This window comes from Mulberry dwarf phytoplasma (genome assembly GCF_056504655.1).
Window position 1 is genome coordinate 665,504 of sequence record NZ_CM151418.1, and the last position, 21,792, is coordinate 687,295.

24 protein-coding genes and 3 pseudogenes are annotated in these 21,792 nt (G+C 26.7%); 12 read left to right on the forward strand and 15 right to left on the reverse strand.

Annotated features, from left to right (window positions below):
* Window positions 1-85: 85 nt before the first annotated feature.
* The 15 genes and pseudogenes from trhO to JAHGCCOI_RS03385 form a co-directional block, all read right to left on the reverse strand.
* A complete protein-coding gene (gene trhO / locus JAHGCCOI_RS03315; protein ID WP_479491991.1) occupies window positions 86-1,012 on the reverse strand; it encodes an oxygen-dependent tRNA uridine(34) hydroxylase TrhO in 927 nt (308 codons plus the stop codon).
* 200 nt (window positions 1,013-1,212) lie between these two features.
* Entirely contained in the window at window positions 1,213-1,536 is a 324-nt protein-coding gene (locus JAHGCCOI_RS03320) for a hypothetical protein (RefSeq protein WP_011160459.1), read from the reverse strand.
* A gap of 193 nt (window positions 1,537-1,729) precedes the next feature.
* A complete protein-coding gene (serS, locus tag JAHGCCOI_RS03325; RefSeq protein ID WP_479491992.1) occupies window positions 1,730-3,004 on the reverse strand; it encodes a serine--tRNA ligase in 1,275 nt (424 codons plus the stop codon).
* Window positions 3,005-3,562: 558 nt separating this feature from the next.
* Window positions 3,563-3,826, reverse strand: a complete 264-nt coding sequence (locus JAHGCCOI_RS03330) for a hypothetical protein (RefSeq protein ID WP_212775387.1) — start codon at window positions 3,824-3,826, stop codon at window positions 3,563-3,565.
* A gap of 146 nt (window positions 3,827-3,972) precedes the next feature.
* The gene (gene rpsT, locus JAHGCCOI_RS03335; RefSeq protein ID WP_212775388.1) at window positions 3,973-4,233 is read right to left on the reverse strand and encodes a 30S ribosomal protein S20; all 261 of its coding nucleotides are present in this window, start codon (window positions 4,231-4,233) and stop codon (window positions 3,973-3,975) included.
* 234 nt (window positions 4,234-4,467) lie between these two features.
* Window positions 4,468-5,055, reverse strand: a complete 588-nt coding sequence (locus JAHGCCOI_RS03340) for an IS3 family transposase (RefSeq protein WP_212775389.1) — start codon at window positions 5,053-5,055, stop codon at window positions 4,468-4,470.
* A 177-nt stretch (window positions 5,056-5,232) separates the two neighbouring features.
* The gene (locus JAHGCCOI_RS03345) at window positions 5,233-5,961 is read right to left on the reverse strand and encodes an amino acid ABC transporter ATP-binding protein (RefSeq protein WP_212775390.1); all 729 of its coding nucleotides are present in this window, start codon (window positions 5,959-5,961) and stop codon (window positions 5,233-5,235) included.
* Between the two features lies 1 nt (window position 5,962).
* The gene (locus tag JAHGCCOI_RS03350) at window positions 5,963-7,759 is read right to left on the reverse strand and encodes an ABC transporter substrate-binding protein/permease (RefSeq protein WP_227807264.1); all 1,797 of its coding nucleotides are present in this window, start codon (window positions 7,757-7,759) and stop codon (window positions 5,963-5,965) included.
* A gap of 511 nt (window positions 7,760-8,270) precedes the next feature.
* Complete coding sequence (locus tag JAHGCCOI_RS03355) at window positions 8,271-10,238, reverse strand: amino acid ABC transporter permease (protein ID WP_479491993.1); 1,968 nt, start codon at window positions 10,236-10,238, stop codon at window positions 8,271-8,273.
* 84 nt (window positions 10,239-10,322) lie between these two features.
* Window positions 10,323-10,715: a transporter substrate-binding domain-containing protein gene (locus JAHGCCOI_RS03360; RefSeq protein ID WP_227807260.1), complete on the reverse strand. Its 393-nt coding sequence runs from the start codon at window positions 10,713-10,715 to the stop codon at window positions 10,323-10,325.
* 603 nt (window positions 10,716-11,318) lie between these two features.
* Window positions 11,319-12,257: an IS3 family transposase gene (locus JAHGCCOI_RS03365; RefSeq protein ID WP_479491994.1), complete on the reverse strand. Its 939-nt coding sequence runs from the start codon at window positions 12,255-12,257 to the stop codon at window positions 11,319-11,321.
* 1,323 nt (window positions 12,258-13,580) lie between these two features.
* Window positions 13,581-13,733: pseudogene (locus JAHGCCOI_RS03370) on the reverse strand (phase variable surface lipoprotein); the annotation flags it as partial.
* Between the two features lie 175 nt (window positions 13,734-13,908).
* Window positions 13,909-14,151, reverse strand: coding sequence for a hypothetical protein (locus JAHGCCOI_RS03375; RefSeq protein ID WP_479491995.1), 243 nt, complete (start codon window positions 14,149-14,151; stop codon window positions 13,909-13,911).
* A 56-nt stretch (window positions 14,152-14,207) separates the two neighbouring features.
* Window positions 14,208-14,480, reverse strand: a complete 273-nt coding sequence (locus tag JAHGCCOI_RS03380) for a hypothetical protein (protein ID WP_479491996.1) — start codon at window positions 14,478-14,480, stop codon at window positions 14,208-14,210.
* A 36-nt stretch (window positions 14,481-14,516) separates the two neighbouring features.
* Window positions 14,517-15,254, reverse strand: a complete 738-nt coding sequence (locus tag JAHGCCOI_RS03385) for a hypothetical protein (protein ID WP_479491997.1) — start codon at window positions 15,252-15,254, stop codon at window positions 14,517-14,519.
* 115 nt (window positions 15,255-15,369) lie between these two features.
* On the opposite strand from JAHGCCOI_RS03385, the gene JAHGCCOI_RS03390 reads away from it, so the two are divergent.
* The 12 genes and pseudogenes from JAHGCCOI_RS03390 to JAHGCCOI_RS03445 all read left to right on the forward strand — a co-directional run bounded on the left by JAHGCCOI_RS03390 (window position 15,370) and on the right by JAHGCCOI_RS03445 (window position 21,792).
* Window positions 15,370-15,999, forward strand: a complete 630-nt coding sequence (locus JAHGCCOI_RS03390; RefSeq protein ID WP_479491998.1) for a sigma-70 family RNA polymerase sigma factor — start codon at window positions 15,370-15,372, stop codon at window positions 15,997-15,999.
* Window positions 16,000-16,004: 5 nt separating this feature from the next.
* Window positions 16,005-16,232 carry a DUF2963 domain-containing protein gene (locus JAHGCCOI_RS03395; protein ID WP_479491999.1) on the forward strand — a complete coding sequence of 76 codons (228 nt, stop codon included), beginning with the start codon at window positions 16,005-16,007 and terminating at the stop codon, window positions 16,230-16,232.
* A 71-nt stretch (window positions 16,233-16,303) separates the two neighbouring features.
* A complete protein-coding gene (locus JAHGCCOI_RS03400; RefSeq protein ID WP_479492000.1) occupies window positions 16,304-17,395 on the forward strand; it encodes a replicative DNA helicase in 1,092 nt (363 codons plus the stop codon).
* Between the two features lie 806 nt (window positions 17,396-18,201).
* Window positions 18,202-18,420: pseudogene (locus JAHGCCOI_RS03405) on the forward strand (DnaB-like helicase C-terminal domain-containing protein); the annotation flags it as partial.
* A complete protein-coding gene (locus JAHGCCOI_RS03410) occupies window positions 18,420-18,995 on the forward strand; it encodes a hypothetical protein (protein WP_479492001.1) in 576 nt (191 codons plus the stop codon). The pseudogene JAHGCCOI_RS03405 and the gene JAHGCCOI_RS03410, both read left to right, overlap by 1 nt.
* Before the next feature lies 1 nt (window position 18,996).
* Window positions 18,997-19,643 (forward strand): annotated as a pseudogene (gene tmk / locus JAHGCCOI_RS03415) (dTMP kinase).
* A 20-nt stretch (window positions 19,644-19,663) separates the two neighbouring features.
* Window positions 19,664-19,954 carry an HU family DNA-binding protein gene (locus JAHGCCOI_RS03420; RefSeq protein ID WP_479491965.1) on the forward strand — a complete coding sequence of 97 codons (291 nt, stop codon included), beginning with the start codon at window positions 19,664-19,666 and terminating at the stop codon, window positions 19,952-19,954.
* 19 nt (window positions 19,955-19,973) lie between these two features.
* Window positions 19,974-20,171 carry a hypothetical protein gene (locus JAHGCCOI_RS03425; protein WP_479491966.1) on the forward strand — a complete coding sequence of 66 codons (198 nt, stop codon included), beginning with the start codon at window positions 19,974-19,976 and terminating at the stop codon, window positions 20,169-20,171.
* Complete coding sequence (locus JAHGCCOI_RS03430) at window positions 20,171-20,608, forward strand: hypothetical protein (protein WP_479491967.1); 438 nt, start codon at window positions 20,171-20,173, stop codon at window positions 20,606-20,608. The genes JAHGCCOI_RS03425 and JAHGCCOI_RS03430 overlap by 1 nt, the downstream gene beginning before the upstream one ends.
* On the forward strand, window positions 20,601-20,834 hold the full coding sequence (locus tag JAHGCCOI_RS03435) for a hypothetical protein (protein WP_339332283.1): 234 nt from the start codon (window positions 20,601-20,603) through the stop codon (window positions 20,832-20,834). The genes JAHGCCOI_RS03430 and JAHGCCOI_RS03435 overlap by 8 nt, the downstream gene beginning before the upstream one ends.
* A gap of 17 nt (window positions 20,835-20,851) precedes the next feature.
* Window positions 20,852-21,172, forward strand: coding sequence for a hypothetical protein (locus JAHGCCOI_RS03440; RefSeq protein WP_227806987.1), 321 nt, complete (start codon window positions 20,852-20,854; stop codon window positions 21,170-21,172).
* Window positions 21,173-21,174: 2 nt separating this feature from the next.
* Window positions 21,175-21,792: a hypothetical protein gene (locus JAHGCCOI_RS03445; RefSeq protein WP_479492002.1), complete on the forward strand. Its 618-nt coding sequence runs from the start codon at window positions 21,175-21,177 to the stop codon at window positions 21,790-21,792.

Below are 21,792 nucleotides of genomic sequence, written 5' to 3' on the forward strand. Positions count from 1 at the left end.
TAATTGGGTATTGCAGCCAAACCAAAAAAATACAATAATCATACATTATTATAACATATCTTATTAAAATATGAGTGTTTTTTTGTTATGAGTTTGGATTATTGTGCTTTTTGAGATATCTATTTTGCGGATGGTTGCTACATTTATCACTGCAAGCTCCTAAATATTTGTGTTCGCTATGTTCGTGGCACAAAATTTGTTTGTTGCATTGAGGATTAGAGCAATTAATATAGCGTTCACAAGGAGTGCCATCAAAATAGTCTTTACCAACGATAACATGTTCTTTTTGATTAACAGGAACTGCTATTCTTTGATCAAAGACATACATTTGACCATCCCACAAAGCACCTTGAGTTTCGAGGTGTTTGCCATAAGAAATGATGCCTCCTTCTAATTGATAGACATCATCGAAACCTTCTTTTTTTAAAAAAGTGCTAAATTTTTCACAACGCACACCACCAGTACAATAAGTTACGATTTTTTTATCTTTTAATAAATGGGTGTTTTGTTTGACCCAATTTGGCAAATCACGAAAATGTTTAATATTGGGATTAACTGCATTTCTGAAATGTCCTAAATCATATTCATAGTCATTACGAACATCAAGAATTAAAGTATCTTTTTCTTGCAAGACTTGCAAAAATTCTTGAGGAGCTAAATAAGCACCTTTGTCCTTAGTAAGATCAACGTTTTCTTGAAGACTCAAATTAACCAATTCGGGCTTAACTTTAATAGAAAGACGCGGGAAAACGTGTGCCTCTACGGTTTCCATTTTAAAAACGGTGTTGCAAAAACGAGGATCTTGTTTTAGTTGATCCATGTATTTATGTATTTGTTCTTCTGGACCTGACAAAGTACCGTTTATACCTTCTTGGGCAACGATAATACGTCCTAAAAGTCCTAGAGATTCACAATATTTAAAATGTTGGTCTCTAAAAGTTTGAGGGTCTTTTATTGGAGCATATTGATAATATAAAATAACTAAGTATTGGGAGTTAGAAGTTTGTGTCATAAAATAATTATGCCTCTTTTCAATTGAGATTGCATGCAAAATCTGATTAATTTGGACTTTATTTTATTATTAAAATAAATTGTTAGGAATTTGAAACAATGAATGATTAATGTTTTTGGCTTCATTTATAATTTTTTATTTAAGATTTTTATGGAGCAAATCTTAAACTCTAATAAATATTAAAGATTATAAAATAAATTTTAGGGGCGTTCTTTCCAAAAAATATACATATTTTGAGCACCATTTAACATTTGTTTTAAATCATCTAAACTATATTTTATTTCGCCTTTGAAACTTGCAGTCCTTGTGCCACCATCAAAAAAGACTCCTAATAAATCTGAAGAAGCGTCTTTAATACGGCACAAAAGACAAGGATAAGTTTGGATAGTCTCGGAATTATAACAAGGATAATTAGATACAAAACCCCAAAAAGATGGATTAATATTGGTTTTGATATAGGTTTTTATTTGTTGAGGAAAAGTTTGAGAATTGTGGGGTCGTAAATAAATGTTTTTAATTTGCATATTGATATTACCTCACAATTATTTTTGAAGATGAAAGTAATGAATTTTTGAGGTTGCCTTTGAAAATGGTGAAAAAAATAGTAAAGGTTTTGTTAGTGGCTTTTGTTTTACCAATAAAAAACGCCGAATCACTTTATTTTTCATAAAAGATTCGACTCTATATTCTAAATTATTCTTGTTAAAAACATTCAAATTACTTGATAATATCGGTTCCTAAATAAGGCTGTAAAACTTCAGGAACTGTAATAGTACCATCTTGGTTTTGATAATTTTCCAAAATAGCAATGACAGTTCTTCCAACAGCCAAACCTGAACCGTTTAGAATATGAACGTATTCATTTTTATTATTTGCAGGATTTTTCATTTTAATATTGGCGCGTCTTGCTTGGAAATCGCAAGAATTACTGATAGAACCAATTTCACGATAACAATTATAGCTGGGTAAAAAAACTTCTAAATCATAAGTTTTTGCCATGCTAAAACCCAAATCCCCAGTAGAAAGTAAAACAACACGATAAGGAAGTTTGAGCAGTTTTAGCACTTCTTCGGAATCTTTTAACATTTGGTCTAGACATTCATAAGAATTTTGGGGATGGCAAAACTGGATTAATTCTACTTTATTAAATTGATGTTGTCTAAAAATTCCTCTAGTATCTTTGCCAGCTGAGCCTGCTTCTTGGCGAAAAGCAGTAGTGTAGGCGACGTATTTAATAGGAAGCGTGTCTGGTTTAAAAATTTCTTCACGATGCAAATTAATAGTAGGAACTTCTGCTGTAGGATTTAGATACCAATTATTTTTGGAGTTGTAAAGCTTGTAGACTTCATCTTCAAACTTGGGTAATTGCCCTGTTGCAAACATGGTTTTTTCATTGATAATATAAGGAGGAATAATTTCTTGATAACCTTTTTTACTATGAAGATCCATCATAAATTGAATTAAGGCTCTTTCGAGGCGTGCTCCTAGCCCTTTGCAAACAACAAATCCACTACCAGAAATTTTAGAAGCCCTTTTAAAGTCGAGAATATCTAATTTTTCAGCTAAATAAACATGGTCTTTGGGCGTAAATGCAAAAGTTCTTATTTGTCCTTCGCAATACAATTCCTTATTGTCCTTATCGTTTGTGCCAATTGGTAAAGAATCGTGTGGTAAATTGGGGGTAATGCTTAAAATATCAAAAATTTCTTGTTCTTTTAGTTTTAACTTTTGTTCTAGTTTTTGTAAATCATCACGCAAAAAATTAGTGTCTTGCAAAACAAGAGTAATATCTTCTTTGGCGTTAGCTTTTTGGGCAACTTTTTTAGCTGATTGATTTTTTTGACTTCTTAAATCCTGTATTTCCAAAAGTAAAGATTTTCTTTGTTGTGCTAAAAGAGGCAATTTATTTAAATAAGCAAAATTTTGTTGCCTTTTTTCTAATTTTGCGATAACAGATGGCAGATTTTGGACTACAAAATTCAGATCTAACATAAAAAAAATACCTCTTTAGTTTGGGAAAAATTAATTTAATGGTGGCAAAAATAATAAGTTTTAATTGGAAAAATATAAATGTAGTAAGAATATAAATTTTGTTAGTTAATGGGGTTTGAAAAATTTTTACTCATTTTTTATTATTAAAACCCTTATTAAAATCATTATTAAAATCATTAACCATTTTATTAAAACCATTTATAAATTCAAGCCACCAATGTAGAAATTCTTCACTAGAAGAAGGTTTTCCTGTAGGAGATTCCCATTCGGTACCTAAAATGTTATTAATTCCATTTACACCTTGATTTACTGTGGTTTATGCAAAATATTTAGGTTCGTTATTTGATGCTGTAACATATAAATTAGCTCCACAAACAGCAACTACTAAAAAACCCACAATAAATAAGAAAATATTTAATAATTTATTCATTTTTATCCTCTTTGTAATGGTTTGTCATAAATCCAAATTGTTTTAGAAATTATATTTTAATAATTATAAAAAGAAAAATGTAAAAGTATTTATAAATAAATAATAAGCAAATAATAAACTTAAATATTTTACAATATTTGTATTAATGTTTTTGTTTGTTTGTTGATAAAATCAAACCATAAATGCATCAAATTATCAGATAAAGAAGGCGGCATTAATACATCTTTGCCAATAACTTTATTAGAAATATTATTAATTGTAGTGCTAGATCCTTTTTTAAGGATATATTTAGGTTCATTTAATAACGATCTAAAATATAGACTTGTCCTTAAAACTGATCCTACAATAAATCCTGAAGTTACATAAATTACTTTATTTGCCCAAAAAAACATAAATTTATCAACCTTTTCCACTCAAATATATTTAAATAAAATAATTACAATTAAAATATTAATGTTATGTTTGTTGGTCCAATATTATGATAAGTTTTGATGTTTGTTTTAATTAATGTGGTTTTTGTGAGTTTTGCAAAGAAAAATTAAAGGGTATTTACTAATTTTTGTAAATCAGATTTGTTTCTAGCAGAAAAGTTAGCGTGATAAACTCTTTTAGAAACCCCTTTATCAAATTTTTTATAAGCTACACTTAATAAAACTAAGGCTTTTTGTTTATCAGTGTTTGCAACTGCAGTTTTTACTTGTTTTACCACTGTTTTTACAGATGATTTAAAAGAAACATTTTGCAAACGACGTTTTTCATTAGTTTTATTACGTTTTTTTTGTTGTTTAATATTAGCCATGATTATAATCTCCTTTTTTTAGTTACTTAATTATCAATTTATTATTAATAACTCTACTGAGGATTATACCAAAATTTAGATAAAAAAGCAATAAAATAGTGTAATTATAGTGTTTTTTTATATCTTTTGCATTTCATAATAAATTATGTAATATTTGTAAAAATAAAATTATGGAAACTCGTTTATGGAGATTTTTTATAACTCGAAACAATACCCAAAATTACTTTCAAATACTTATTCATTTAACTTTTTAAAATATTTTTTTTCAAATGCATCAGGAGTAGCATAATTAAGTGATGAATGCATTCTTTCTAAATTATAATATGACATATATTTACAAATAGCTTCAATCATAACTTTTTTACTAATAGTTCTAGGGTTTGGAATGCCATAATAAATACATTCACATTTAAAAGAAGAAAAGAAAGAAGTTAAATAAGTACAAGGAGAAGATTGTCCTTTTTGAATCCTTTGTCTATCTTCAAAACTCTGAATTAAATTTTTGGTTTCTAAAATTTCTTCAACATCCAATTTATAATATGGAAATTTAAGATAAGAATGAAAAATGCAATCGTTTTCAAATACATTTAATTTATCAATAGTATCTATAATTAAAGGTGCGCCTTCATAATCAGAAACATGATAAGCCAAAATTTTGCGACTATATGTATCTAGGACAACTGAAACATATAAAACTTTATCCTGGTAATAAACTTCGGTAATGCCACCACATAATATTTGATGAGGTCTTGTAGCTTTCATATTTTTAGCAAGATTTAAAAATTGACGATTTAATATCATTTCTTCAGTATAATATTGCATATTTATCTATCTCCATTTATTTATTATAATCATTCCTAAACATTTAAAACATTAAATAATTCTATCACCCTAAATTATAAACAATTACAACAATTTATCTACCCCAAAAGAAAGGAAAACCCAAACTGTAATTGCAGTTTGGGTTATTTTAATAAATAATGATACATTTATAAGGAATCAAAAATCTTCAAAAAAAGCCTTAGATTTAGGAAACTTATCAGTTTCAAAAATTTCTTTCGGAGTACCTTTTTCAAGAATTTTACCTTGTTCCATAAAATAAATAGTATCAGATACTCTTTGAGCAAATTTCATTTCATGAGTTACAATAATAAGATTTATTTTTTTCTCTGATAATTTTTGTAAAGTTTGTAATACTTGCAAAGTAGATTCAGGATCTAGGGCAGAAGTTGGTTCATCTAAAAGAATAACTTCAGGTTCCATACATAAAACTCTAGCAATAGCAACACGTTGTTTTTGTCCCCCTGAAAGAGTTTCTACTCTTTGATTAGCAAGAGCTTCTAAATCTAGTTCTTTTAACCGTTCTAAAGCATTTTCTTGAGCTTTTTGTTTAGATAATTTTAATACTTTCATCGGAGCTAAACAACAATTTTCTAATACTGTTTTTCCTTCAAATAAATTAAAACTTTGAAACACCATTCCTACTTTAGTTCTTAGATCAGATAATTTTACTCCTTTATCTAAGATATTTTTATTATCAATTAAAATTTGACCAGAATTAGGTTCTTCTAATAGATTAAAACATCTTAATAAAGTAGATTTCCCTGAACCTGAAAAACCAATAATAGTTACTATTTCTTGTTTTTTAATTTTTAAATTAATATTTTTTAAAATCTCTTTATCGCCAAACTTTTTACAAAGATCTTTAACTTCAATTAAATATTGCATTCTAAACTCCTTTTTTTTGTTTTTCTAAATATTTAACAAATAAATTAGCAATCGTAATTAACACTAAATAAATACAAGCAGTAATAGCATAAGGAATAGCAATGCTTCCTGTTTGAACAATTTGAGTTTTGGCTTTCCATGCTACATCTAACAGACCAACCAAACCACCAAAACAAGCACTATCTTTAATATTTACAATAAATTGTTGTACTACAAAAGGAAGTGATCTTTTAAGCGTTTGGGGGAAAATAACATAAAAAAATGTTTGTCTTTGAGTCATTCCTAAAGCTAGAGAAGCTTCTACTTGTCCTTTATCTAAAAACTTAATATTTTGTAATAAAATATTTGTAATACTAACTGCTGAATTTAATAATAACACTATAATACCTGAATACATCGGATTTAATTCAGGATTATAAGCTCTCCAACCAAAATGAACTATAATCATTTGAGCTGCTACTGGAATTGATTTAAAAATATAAAGTATTGCATCAAGCAAGTAAAGAAAACTTTGTATTAACCCTACAATAAAGGGATTTTGTGTTTGATAATTAGGTTTAATACTTTTAATCCCTGTTAAAACAATAGCTAAGATAAAACCTACAATAACTCCATCTAATGCAAGTAATAAAGTAGTTTTTAAAGGTGTGGCATAATCAGGTAAAGCAAGAGATACTTTTTGATACCAATTTAATCCTTGTTTTTGACTTAACTCTTTTAAAGATTGTTCTAACCATTTATTAGTTATTTCTTTAAATTTAGATATTTTGTCTTCTAAAGTTTTTATTCTATTTAGGTCTTGTTTGTCAGTTGGTTTTGATTGTTCTTCTTTTAATTCTTTGGTTAACTCAATTATACCTTTAACATCTAAACCATAACCCTCTAGAAAAAGTTCTTCTTTTTTTAAAACTTCTTTAAAAGCATTATTAATTGGAGTAATTAATTTTGTATTACCTTTTTTAACTACAATTCCTAAACCTGTAGGAGAAACAGTAAAACGAGCATCATCAGATATAATTGATATATGTTTTAATTCATCATTTTGCGAAGCATAATATTTAGTAATATAACTATCAGTTACAAAAATATCAGAAGCTTTATCTTTAACGCTTTGAGCACACATAACAGCATCATCAATAGGATTGGATTTAGTAATGTGTAATAAATTTCCTAAATCTGATCTAATATTTTCAATAACTTTATCAGCCACAGAACCAGTAAGAGTTAAAAATTTAATTGGGTCTTTGTAATCTTTTAATATACCTTTTATATCTTCATATTTTACTTCTTTTGGCAAATCTTTAAAACGCGCATCATCTTTTCTTACTAAAAACCCTGTATTATCCAAAGTATAGGCAATAGGAAAATCAAAGTTTTCTTTTCTTTTATCAGTAATACTAATAGAAGAAATAGCTACATCAACTGAACCATTTTGAACAGCAGTAAACATCCCATCAAAATCAAAAAGACTAAATTTACAACCTTCATACTTTTCTTCTTGAGGTAATGCTTTTACTATTTTATCAATTAAATCTATATCAAATCCTGAAATATATTCACCTTGAATAGTTCTGTGAGCTTTACTTGTATCTTTATCAGATTTAATAGTCAAACTATTAGGAGCTGCATCAGCTACCACAGCTACTCTTAAATATTTCTTAGAATTATTAACTCTTTGAAATAACCCCACACTAAAATGAAGCCATCCCCAAAAAATCATAAACATAAATAATAAAACATATTTAGTATATTTTAGATATTTAGTAATTTTGTATTTTTCTTTTTTCCTTTGAATCATAATATATAATTTTTACCTTCACTTTCAATTTTGGTGCTTGTAAAAACCATCTATTTGATTTAATTTAATTTAAAATACCAAAAAACAAACATCATTGTTATAATAGATACAACAATTTTAATATACTTATGAATATGAAATCTATATTTGGGAGGCATCTTTTTAATTTTCATTTTTTAACCTTTTATTTATATATTATAAATATACATAAATTGTAATGTGCATCATTTATAAATATTTTTCAATTCTAAAACAATATCAAACTTTTAATAATAAGATATTTTTTAAAATAATACTTTATTATTAATAATAACATAAAAACAATTAAAATTAACATTTAATTAATATCAGTATAACTATTTTAATATAAAAGATTCAAAGGTAAGAAATAAATATTGGGTTAATAATTAAAATGTAGTGAGTTATGCATTAATTATCTTTATATTTTATATTAAGAATTAATATTTGTTTTATCTTAATATTTGTTTCTTATAATTCTTAAATTAATTTATTAAGCACTAACTACAGTTTTTAAAGCAGGATTTAATTTTTTTTCTAAATATTTACTTAACATATTAATAAATTGAATTAAAACTAAGTAAACAACGGAAAGTATTACAAATGGAGCAACTAAATCTCCTGTAACGTTCATAGCATCATTTGTAACAAATGACATATCAATTAATGCAATTAATCCGAAGAAAGTAAAAGCTTTAATATTAGTAACAAATTGTGCTGCTACTAAAGGAACTGATTTTTTTAATGCTTGTGGGAAAGTAACATAATAGAAGGTTTGTTTTTTATTCAATCCTAAAGATTGAGCCGCTTCTACTTGTCCTTTATCTACAAATTTAAGAGTTTGCATTAAAACAACAGCAATATTAGCAGCTGAATTTAATACAATGACAACTAATGCTGCATGAGTTTGATGCATTGTAGGGAAAATACTAGGCCACCATAAATGTCTTGCAAACCAAACTAACAATCCTTGAGCAGCAATTGGAACTCCATTTAATAACCAAACATAAAAATCTACAAATTTAGAACCTACTTGTTTAACACCTTTTACAAAGACATTATTTGTTCTAGAAAGAGTAGATTTATTTTTAACTGCTAATAGAACTAATGATAATAAGAATCCAAAAACAACACCATCAACAGCAAGTAATAAAGAAGTATAAAAAGGTTTTTTATAAGTGGGTAAGTGATATTTAATTTTTCCCCATAAAGAATCGTCTCCTTTTTGAACAAAACCCTTTTCATTATAAACAGTTTCATCAAATACTACTTTTAATATTTCATCTATTTTATTTTTTATTGCTTCCTTTTTGGATGTCAAATATTCGTATTTTTGCACATCTGAAGAATCATTTTCTGTTGCAGTTTGTGCTCTTGTAGTTTTATTTAATTCAACAAATTCTTGTTCTTCTGCTGCGTTTCTTTTATTTTTTGTATTTAATTCTTCGTATCTCTTTTGAACTTCTTCTAATTTTCCTTTGTCGTTTTCGTCTAAACATTTACCCAAAGTTTCTTTTTCTTTTTGGCTAGCTTCTAATTCTTGTTTTTTTGCATTTAATACTCTTCTTGTTTTGGCTTCTTTAGTTTCATCAAAAAACGCAAATAGATACTTTTTCAAAAATTGATATTGTTGTTCTTCGTCTAATGTTCTTTCTTGGTTTTTATTTTTTTCTTCTGATGTACTTGAAAATTTGTATGATTTTTTAACTTTTAATTCATCATAATTGTTTTTGAAAATTTGTCTTTCTTTACTACCTTTTAAACATTCAGTTAAAGTATCAACAACTTTTGCCAATTGTTTCAATTCATTAGGTAAATTTTGCAATCTTTGTTTTGCTGCATCTTTTTGTAATGTATTATTAAGAGAAAACCAAGACCAAACTTTGAATAAAACTTCAAATTCTTTTTCTTCTTCTGGTTTTCTTGTATTTTTGCCTTTTAAATCTTTGTATCTGTTTTCTTGGTCATTTGTTCTTTGTGGTGCTAATCTTAGTTTTAATTTCCTAAGAGTTTCTAAAATCTTTTTAAGATCATATATTTTATCTTCTACTTTAAATGTTTTTGTACCATTATCTTCTTCTTTTTCTACTTCTTTTTTCTTAACATCTAAATCAAATATTTTTACTAAAGCATTATTAACTGCTTTTAGCATCTCTTTATCGCCTTTATGAACGGCAATACCTATCCCTTCAGGACTAGATAATAAAAGAGGATTATCAGTTTGAAGAGAAATATATTTTAAGTCTTTGTCACCTTCTACATTACCACGAGCAACAACATCATCAATTACATAAATAACTTCTTTGCCTTGTTCTTTATTTTCTCTTACTGCTTGTAAATTAGGAGCTGCATTATCAGAACCAGTTGCATAATTAATTAAATCATCTCTATATTTAGGGCTTAATTGTGCTTTCATATTCCCTTTTTTAAATAATTCTTTATCAGTCGTACTTGTAGCCATCGCAATAAAATTAAATTTTTTTGTTTTTCCTTCTTTTGCTGCTTTATCTGCTAATTTTTCTAAATGTGCAAAAAGATCTTTATCTTAAACTTTAGAACCAGCTTCAAATTCTAAAAAATCAGGATTATCTTTTCTTACTATTAATGCATTCATAGGAACATTATAAACTACACTAAAATCAATTTTATCTCTTCTCTCAGGTGTAATACTAAAACAAGCAGCAGCCACATCAGAATTTTTATATTCAATATCTCCCACTAATCCTGCAAAAGTATTAAGTCTTAAATCTAAACTTTTACCCATTTCTTCGGCAATTTTATTTAATAACAAAACTTCAAATCCAGTTAAACGTTCTCCTCCTGTAGAAAAAACACTATTTTGAGCTGAAGCTTTTTCCGATCGTAGACAAATAGGACTCATCCCTGAAAAAGTAGATGCTCTTAGGACATCACCTTCTTGTTTGGTTTCGCTAAACACTTGAACATGCAACCACCCCAAAACAACAAGCGAAACTTCCTACTAATAAGTAATTTAGATACCGATATACTTTGTTTTTAGTAAAATATGCATTTGTCTTGGCAAAATAGCTTTTGACTTGATTAAAATATTTTCTTAAGTCCATAAGTACAGTAAATTACCTCTTTTTTATATAATTTTATATATTTATTTTTTTAGTTATAATTTTTTTACAATTTTTATTTTGATAATGATAATACTCTTAAATTATTGTGTTCTTATAATTATTTTCTATAATTGTATTAATTCCTTAATTGTATTAATTCCTTAATTGTATTAATTCCTTAATTGTATTAATTCCTTAATTGTATTGAGGTGTTCCATTTTTTTAGACACTTTTTAAGTGTAATGAAATTATTTGTTAGTTTGAAAAGATATTTTTTTTAAATATTTTATCCCTACACTATATATATAGGCCGAAAAAAAGAAAAAGTTGCATATAAAACGACATGGGTTTCATTTTTTTACACAATAATGCGGAATTTTTGATTTTTATAGAAAAAAATGTACAACAAAACAACCTTTTTAAAAAGGTTATGAATTTATATTTTTAAAAAATGTTTTTTAAATATTTTGCAAATATTGTAAGGGTGATAAATTATTTAATTTAGTTAATAACCATTTATTATTCCAAAAAGAAGGAAATTGATTGATAATTTTTTTGATTTTAGCTTGGGGTTTTTGGAATAAAAAAGGATGTTGGTTGGATAAAATACTTTTCATCTGGCCAAAAAGATTTTCAATGACAGCGTTATCACGTGGGGTTGCTTTACGAGACATACTAATTAAAAACCCTTTTTTAGTTAAAACTTTTTGTACTTTTAGAGATTGATAAACTTTACCTTGGTCTGAATGAATAATACAAGGGTTTTTTAAAGGAGGAATTTTTTTAATGGTATTTAAAATTAATTCTTTATTTTGTCGGTTTGAAGTGTGGGAGGCAATAATTTGATTATTAAAAGAATCAATAATACACGAAAAATAAATAAATCCTTGGGGAGTGGGAAAATAAGTAATATCGGTAAATAGTTTTTTCATGGGTTGGGAGGTAGTAAAGTTTTGATTAATTAAATTTGGGACTACTTTGAGGTTAGATTCTAAATTTTTATAATAATATTTATTTTTTTTAGGCCTTAACTTACAACAAATATTATTTTCTTTCATGATAAGATAAACTTTTTTCTTAGTAATAAATTCATTAAAAATTTCTTGGTATAAATCAGTAATTTTACGATGACCGTAAAAATATTCATGTTGTAAACATAAAGTTTGAATACGTTGTTGTTGCACTAAATGTTTTGTTTCTTTTAATTTTAACTTTTTTTCAATTTTTAGCCAATAATAATAAGTACTGCGATTAATACGAATTGTTTTTAAAATAGTAGTTAAATTGAGGTCTTTGACAAATTGTTTAACCAATTGAAAAACTATTTTTTTATTAATAGTTTGAATGTGGCAAATCATATTTTGTAATAATCTTATTTTTTTCTTTAATTTTTGCATTATTAACACCAATTATCTTAATATTTTTTATTAATTCCAAAAATAATTATAACTAAAAAATGCATTAAAAGTTAATTTTAAAATATATTTATTAAATTATTATATAATATGATTAGTATTCAAAGACGAGCGTAGCGAACTAGGCGGTCAGCCGATAAACATTACAATTAACTATTACCCCCCTACTATAAAGTCCCCTTTGGGGATTTAGGGGGGCATTTGACCGTTAAATTGTTAAATTTGACGGGCACATGTTTAGATAATATATTTCATTTAAACATTATAAATGATGATATATTATAATAAATTTATATATACTAATTAAATATAAAAACTCTTGATAGGTTTTTATATTTAATTAGTATCATTAATATTAAATAAAATAATATTAATGATATATGTTTCTAATAAGGTTAAACCCGAATTAAGTATTATCTATCACAACCCAATTCAAAACAGCCTTGGAGGGCTTTTTGAATTGGTGTTTAGGTTTACCCACGGGTTTAACCTTATTAGAAACATACCATTATATATATAGGCCGAAAAAAAGAAAAAGTTGCATATAAAACGACATGGATTAAATTTTTTTACACAATAATGCGGAGTTTTTAATTTTGGGGTAGTTGTGCCATATAATAACGGGGTTAAAGGGCAAAATGCTCACCATAAACACTAGCGAAAATGATGACAGAAGAGATAAAAAATGGAAAAAAGTGAAAAAAATAAAAAAAATATCCCCCTCAAATGAGGGGGTCTAAATTAGGTTAAAAAATGATTCGTTTTAATTTATGCCAAAATTGTAAAAAATAAAAGTACGTATTTGCAAGGGTTTTTGAAGGTCACTTAGAGGCGAAATTGAATATAAAGGGGGTCTAAATCAAGACTAGGGTAATTACCATAATTGAATTTAAATCAAAGCGAGAGAGGCAAAATAATGCGTTTAAGAGGCATTTCTGATTTGGGGGGTATTTAAAATAGGTTATTTGAAGTTAAAATTATGAGTTGTTTTTAATTGTTAATTTTTATTTTATTTTTTTCTCTTAATTAATTTATTTGTTACAAATTAAAATATGAATATTAAGATAAATGAGTATTTGCCTATACTTAATTAAAATTATTTATATAAACTATCCTAATTATGCCTCAAATCATAACAATAGCATTAAAATTTTGATTAACTCTTTAAGAAGATATATTATTTAATTCAAATTTATTAAAAAAGACCAACTTAAAAGTTGGTCTTAATATGTTTTTATCCTCTTGTTCTTGATTTTGATGATTCTTCATTATTTTTAGTATTAAATTTCTTCGTATAAAGGGTTAGGTATTTTTCTTTTTAGAATGAGAGATAATAGTGAGGTTAATTAAATCTTGTTTTAATATTTGTAAAAAGTTTTTAATTTGAGTTAAATCGTTCGGAGTGGTTTTTGTGTTCCAGCCTCCGAATCTAATTTCTTGATTAGTGTCGTTTTTCATTTATTTTCTCCTTTTATTTTCAATTTGGGCATAAAAAAGACTCTCGTAATGAGAGCCTTTGATTTTTTGTTTTGTTTTTTTAATTTGAGTTGCTTTGTTTTTTTAAATAAATTTAATTTTTTTTATTTTTTAATAAATAAATAATTGATTAACTTTTTTAAGTTAAAAATATTTTTCATAATGTATTTCTTTTATCTAGTTTTTGTTTTAATTCATTAAAAATTTTTTTTAAATCAGTTAAATATTTAATTTCGTTTTTTTCTTTTAAATGTCGTTGAAAAGAATAATCAAATTTATATCCTACACCAGTTGAATTTTTCCTACCACTACCTCTTTGATGTAATTTTGGAAAATCAATATCATCATATAAAAAAACTTTTATAAAAATTTGATTAGGCGCTATATCTAAAAATAACAATAAATCATAATTATTAGTTTTTTTAATGCCTTCGTGTTGAAATTTATCATTTACATCTAAAGTAGCGGTTTTAATTTCGATTCTATAATTTTCAAATTTAATATCCCAATCTTTGTTTTTATCATCATCATCTCTTGCTTTAAATCCATTTTTTTTAAACCATACATTATAAATTTTTGTCCAAAAGAACCTCTAGCATCAATTTGAAGGTGTCTAATTTTAAAATATAAATCATCTGGTTTAAATTTGCTATTTTTTTTAAAATTATTAACAGTATATTCATATACTTCTTCAAAAAAATAAATAATTTCATCATTATTTTTATTCATTATTATTTTTCTTTCGATATTTTTTATAATTTAAATTTATTTATCATAATAATTAGCATCTGTCAAAACTTTAACAATTAAGCTCATACGCAAATTTAAAGCACTGTTTGTTGATAAAAAAGCTATTTTTTTCCAATCGGTATCCATAAATATTTTTTTTATTTCATGATATTTTTTTAAAATTTTAATACCATAACCTCTTTTGTTTGGTAATTCTAAAAAAGATTGATATATTTTCATTCCTTTAAAACAAGTGCTAGGTAAATATAAGTCGCATTTATCTAACATTTTTTTATTTCGTGTGCTTCCTGGTGTTCCGCCATCAGATAAAGAATAAATTTTAATAAAATTATTAGCAGTTTTGATTTTTGTTTTAACTATTAAATGAGTGTTTATTTTAGTCCAAATTTGAAAACAAGTAGATACTTTAACTTTTTTACCATTAGGATATTCAAAAGAATTTAACGGTAAATTTTGTGAATAAGCTAATTTATATCCTTTTACTCTTGAATTAGGACTTCCTTTTCCATCAGAATTAAAGCAAGGAGGTAAAATAAAAGCTACAACATCAGCAAAATTATAAGAATGATTAATAAATCTTAATGCTAAATTCCCCCTTAAACCGAAAGGAGGATTTCCAAAAACTATATTTTTTGTTTTATTTTTGGGAATAAAATCTAAATAATTTTTAATAATGTAATTTTTATTAATATGGGGGTTAATTTCAACGCCGATTCTTTTGGTTGGAGTGAGGTGTTCCAAAACTTTGGACAACTTTTTACTTTCTAAAAATTCTTTAAGACTAACTATTAAGTTAGTCTTTTTTTCTTTTCAAGACTAAAAAAATAATTTCTTATCTTTTCTAAAAATATTTTTAGGAAGGAATAAAATGTTAAGACAAAAATTATTTAAAGATTTTTTAAAAAATAAAAAGAATTTAGCAATTCGCGATCAATTAATCGAAATGCATTTACCATTAGTAAAAAAAATAGTTAAACAATTTAAATATTTCCCTAAAGCACTTCAAAGAGAGGATTTATACCAAGAAGGAATTTTAGGTTTAATCAAAGCTTTAAATAATTATCAAGATTTAGGATGTGATTTTATTGTCTATGCTACCCCAACAATTAAAGGTGAAATCATAGAACTTATTAGAGGTCTACAAACCACTTCTATTTCCAGAGAAGTTTTTCGGAAAGAAAAACAAGTAAGTAATATTCCTTTTGAAGAAAAACAAACCCAATCTTTCAAAGCCAACAATCTAACCCCTCATCAAATTTGGTTAACCCAAGTTAATCATGAATTGTTTATTGAAAAAATCAAATCTAATTTAAATAAACAAGAATTCGAAATTATTAGATTAAGTTTTGGGATTCCTTTAAAAATCCAAAACCAATACCCTCAAATTGAGTATTCCAACAAAGACATAGGTAAAATGTTGAATTTATCTGCAACACAAGTAAAATTTATCAAAACCAAAGCAATTAATAAATTAAAAAAAATAATAAAAAGGAAATAAATAATATGAATTATCAAAAAAATACAACTACTTACTACAAACTCGATGGCAAAACAATTTGTGGTATTCATGAACATGACCCTGATACATGGAATTTTATTAAAACAACCTGGTTTAATAAAGATGGCAAAACGATTGATTGTATTACTGAATATGATCCCATAACAGAAGAACCAATCAAAGAAACCTATTACAATTCTGACGGAACTGTTAAAGAAGAAAAAACTTTTTAATCAATATAGAAACTAAACCCCTTTTTTAAGGGGTATTTTTTATACCCAAATTAAAAAAAGGAGTTAGAAAGATGATTGAAGCAGAACGTGCTTTGTTGGGGGTTTTACTTTTAAACCCCGAATCAATTTCTTTAGTTTTTAATGAAATTACAGAAACTGACTTTTACAGTCCTCATCATAAAAATATTTTTAAAGCCATGAAAATATTACATCAAAATAATAAAGAAATTGATTATTCTTCAGTAAGTGCTATTTTAGAAAATGAAAAATTATTAAAACAAATAGGAGGAGTTAATTATTTAAATGAATTATCTGATTTGATGCCTTCTCCTCGGCACTTAGAAACATACATTGATTTAATTAAAGAAACATCTTTAAAAAAAGAAATTGGCGGTATTATTGCTAAATTATCCCAAATTGCAAGAAGCAAAATAGCTCCACAAGAGATTTTAGAATTAATAGAAACAAATACTGCAAAATTAAGAAAAAAACTCACTCCCAAGTTTAAAGATTTAAAAAGTTGTGTTTCTAAAGTAATCAAAGACATTTTGGAAAACCACAATAAAAATAAATTAGTTGGAGTTAAAACAGGATTTAATAATATAGATGATTTAATTGGAGGTTTTAAACCAGGACAATTAAATATTTTAGCCGCAAGAACAGGAATGGGAAAAACTGCTTTTATGTTAAATTTGGCTGTCAATATTGCTAAAGTTTTTCAAAATATTCCTAAAAAACATAATATTTTGATTTTTAGTTTAGAAATGACATCTGAAGAATTAATTAAACGTTTAATTAGTTGTGAATCTCAGATTAGTATCAAAAAAATGGAACAACAACAATTAACTCGTGAAGAAAAGTTACAATTATTGCAAACAGAAGAAAAATTAAGTGAATTAAATATTTTAATTGATGATGACAGAAATACCAAAATAGAAGAAGTTAAAAGAAAATGCCGTCAATTAAAATTTCACCAAGGACTTGATATAGTTTTCATTGATTATCTACATCTTTTAAGAGACGATCAATTTCTTAATTTAAATCAAGCAATTGGGATTATTACTCGTGAATTGAAAAAGTTAGCGATGGAATTACAAATTCCTATTATTGCTTTAAGCCAAATGAACCGCGCAACTTTAATGAGAGAATCTGGGCGCGAATAAACGCACCATTATAGCAATCTAGCCAATTGCCACGGACTTGATTATTCCGTGAGGTCATGCGGTCGGTCAGCCAAACGAAAGAATGGCGGATTACAGCAGACCGTAAAAGCGAAGTGAGGTGAAATAACTAGCCAAGATGCTTTCGCAAGACTAAGATAGTCATGGAAAAGGTGCAAATCCCTAATCGTGGAAATTATCGTAATCTCATAACGTCAGGGCAAGTTATTGAAATCCCTGAAATGAAGGAAGATATGAAGATATTAGATTTGTCTTCATATATAATCACATGTCGCTTTAAATAGCACCCTTCATGATGTCGTTGGCGGAACCAAAGTGTTCTAGTCTAGCTTCAAGCTTTAACAACGAAAGCGAACCTAAAACTATCGGGCATAATGATGTCGGAAATTCGAGATTCCTAAAAACCATCCCAAACAGAGGAAATTAAAATGCCTCTGGGTTCAAGGAAAAAGAGACTTTTAGTAGTCGGAGGAATTAAAACTTGGTTTGGAATAACCAAGATAATTGCCCTCACACGGAGCCTAGGAAAGCTAGGTACAAGGCGAAGAAGTTAGATTCACAGGATTATTCAATTCGGGAGAAAGGAGGTTGATGCAAATGCAACCAACTGAAGCAGATAAAGCTTCTAAGCTTTCAAACTTACTGAATAATCAATCAACTAAATAGTGATATTTAGAAGACCCTAGAAATAGGCTGTGAATGGGAAAGCCGTATGCTTGGAAACTTGCTCGTACGGTTTGGAGCGGGGCTGCACGTAAATAACCAACACGCGTGTAATCTATCGCTATAAAAGCCCTAATCTTTCAGATTTAAGAGATTCAGGTTCAATTGAACAAGATGCCGATATGGTAATGTTTTTGCATCGCGAAAGTTATTATGAAAAAAATCAATTTACAAATGTTGTAGAAGATTTTACCCAATTTATTGTTGCTAAAAATCGTTCAGGTAAATTAGGCCAATGTAATTTTAATTTTGATAAAGAAATCCAAAGAATCGAGGAAAATTAATGTTAATTTCAAAAAATATTTTATCCCAAATCAAACCTGATAATTACTTTCAATATCCCTTTAATCAATATATGCAATTAAATCATCAAAGTTTGAATCATTATTTTCAAATTACCAAATCAACTTCCCAAAAACAAAAAGTACTGCGTGGTAAAATTAACGAATATCTAATTTTAATTTATTTTCGACATCGTGGAATCACCAAACAATATCCCCAAACATATTTATTTTTTATTCCTGATATCAAATTTGATTTAGTATTGTTTACCCAAAACAAACGAATTGTTGCTTTTAATTTTAAAACTTGCCTCCGTGAACGTTACAAACAAGCTATCATCGAAGCTCAACAACTAAAAAAACTCGATACGCGTTTTGAATATTACTTATTAACAAATGATGCTATCGAATCCCAAAGGCTCAACAATAAAATTAAAAACGGCAAAGTCCAAGGAATTGATAAAGTAATTGATTGTTTTTCTCAAAAAGCTAATATCTTTGTAAATACCTTATTCCAAAGACAATTTATTTCTTTTAAAGATATTAATTTAATCAAAAATACGAAAGGAAATAATTAAAATGTGGAATAAATTAATAGTTTTTGAAGGGCTAGATGGAAGCGGCAAAACTACTTTGATTAATAAATTAAAAAAATCTTTAATTAATAAAGGACAAAAAGTAAAAGTTTACCAAGGTTTAGGAAGTAGTTCTATTGGAAACGAAATAAGAAATTTGTTTTTATACCAAAAAAAACAAGTACAAAAACTAAATATTTTCTTAGTTTTTCCAACATGATCCAAACCCAAGATGAATTAATAATACCTAATCTACTTAGTGGCCATCTTGTTATAGTTGACCGTTGGTATGATTCTACTTTAGCTTATCAAAGCAATAGTAATTCCATAGATTATGATGATGAAATAACATCAAAAATTATTAATCAATATTTACTCAAACCTCATTTAACTTTCTATCTAGATATTGACCCCCAAATTGGCTTACACCGAAAACAATCAATCCCCCATCATAAATTAGACTTAATCGAACAAAAACCACTAATTTATTTTGAAAATGTGCGTCAAAATTATTTAAATCAACATAAATACTGTAATGATGTAAATTGTAAACACCAAAATTGCAAGTATTTTTTAATTAATGCAACCAACTCACAAAAAGATAATTTAGCCCAAATAATCAAAACTTTAATTAATAAAAAAATATTATAAAAAAAGGAGACAACAAAACAATGACTAAGAAAGAATTAATCAAAGAAGTTGCAAAGCAACTAAAAACTTCAGTTGCAAAAACCGAAGAATTTTACAATTCATTTGAAAATACCTTAATTAAATCAATCACATCCAACGAAGAGGTAGTTTTATCACCTCAACTTGGTAAATTCATCTTAAAATCAAGAAAAGCCCGTTTAGGAAGAAACCCCCAAACAGGTAAAAAACTCAAAATCCCTGCCTCAACCGCAGTTAGTTTTAAAGTGTCAAAAACACTTAAAGATGAAGTTAAAAAACTCAAATTAAAATAAAATAAGGAGAATAATTAACATGAGTGATGGAATGACAGAAGCATACCGTGGGACTTATTTCAAAGACTGTAGCAAACCAATAACCAAGAAAAAAATCAACAAATACCACCAACCCAAAGGCAAATGGCTTAATTTAGACCGCCCCAATAAAACTTTTAAAAACAAAAAGAAATTAGCTGAAAACAAACGAATAAAGGTAAGTGAAGGCGGTGAATGATGTTTATTATAACAATTTTTACAACAATTAGCAATTTTATTCTAAATTATACCAAAGGATTTAGCACTACCGAAATACTTGAACGAAGAATGGATGGAATCCAAACAACGCTTTTCACTATTCTTATTGTTTCTGGTTTCAAACCTATTTTTAAATTAATTACAAATATTATTGTTTTTATTAAAGATTTAGTTGTAGCTTTCTTTTTCCCCAACAAAAAACTACAAAACTTAGAAATTAAAAGTGCCAGACAAGAATACCTAGAACAACAATTATTACAAAAAATAGATAAAATCAATGCAAATCAAGAAAAACTCCAATCCCAAATAGAAGCACAAAGAGTTAAAGTTGCGAAATGGAAAGAAAAAAAAGCAAGAAAAAATTCAAATAAAAACCAATCTAATTCAATTATAAACAAGGAGGATGAAAATGAATGATCTAAATTTCGCAATCGGTTTTATAGTTGGCGCTCTATTTACAACTGCTTTAATGTTTATCATTAAAAAAATATTTTTTAATTTTGTACCATTGCCAGAAATCAATCAAAAAAATGAAACACAAAAAGAAAGTAAACCCAAAAAATCATTTTCAATTATTCCAAATCCAAATAACGAATCAAAAGAAAAAAACAATTTAGAAAGTAACAAAGAAATAAATAATTAATACAAAGGAGAAAAAACATGATCAAAAAAATAATACAAACCAAAAAAACAAATAAAAAATCAACCGAATTAAAAAATAAAAAAGTAATAAATTCAAAATCAAGTCCACCAAGTAAAACAATGGTAGTAAAAGTACCAACCACCCCAGAAAAACAACCAACTCAAACAACTTCCAATAACAACAAAAGCAATTTATTAAAATCATTTATAAATTTAACTATCGTTTTATATTTTATTTTACATGTCAACGTTATTTATTACCAAAACCAAATCCCTTGGTTAACCACAGGTATAAATAATTTAATTGATATCATTAAATCAACCTTAGGAGGTAAATAATCATGAAAAAAACAAACCAAAATCAAAATATCAAAATTATAATTGTCCTGACAATTTTAATTTGTTCTTGTTTTGCAATTAATTCTTGCCTTGCACTTGTAAATTATTTCTCACGCCAAAGACAAGAAAACATTAAATTAATGAGTAAAAATGATGCCCCTTTATTTGAAGTAAATAGAGTAAGCGGTAATAATGAAGATAAAACCCTTATCCCTTTACCTATGCCTAATTTAAATCCAAATAAATTTCATCACACAGTGACTATCAATCATCAAGCCATTTTCAAAACAAATGGATTTGACATTAGTGTTCCTTTATATCTAAAAATAACTCCAAAATATGACACTCATAACACTTTTTTAAATCCTGAATCACTCTTTAACTTAGAAGTTAAAAATAATAACACACTCTATGATGACACCAATCGCAAACAAATGGTTAACGATAATGATGGCAAATGCAATATCAATATTCAAATTAAATTAGAACAAAACGATTTTGTTCAAGCAACAAATCCACAATTAACCTTAGTTCTTGACTATGAATTAGTGGATAAAAATGGAAACGCACTTAGCGGTAGTGGCACCACTCTAAACACCAAAATTGAAAATTTAGTTTAA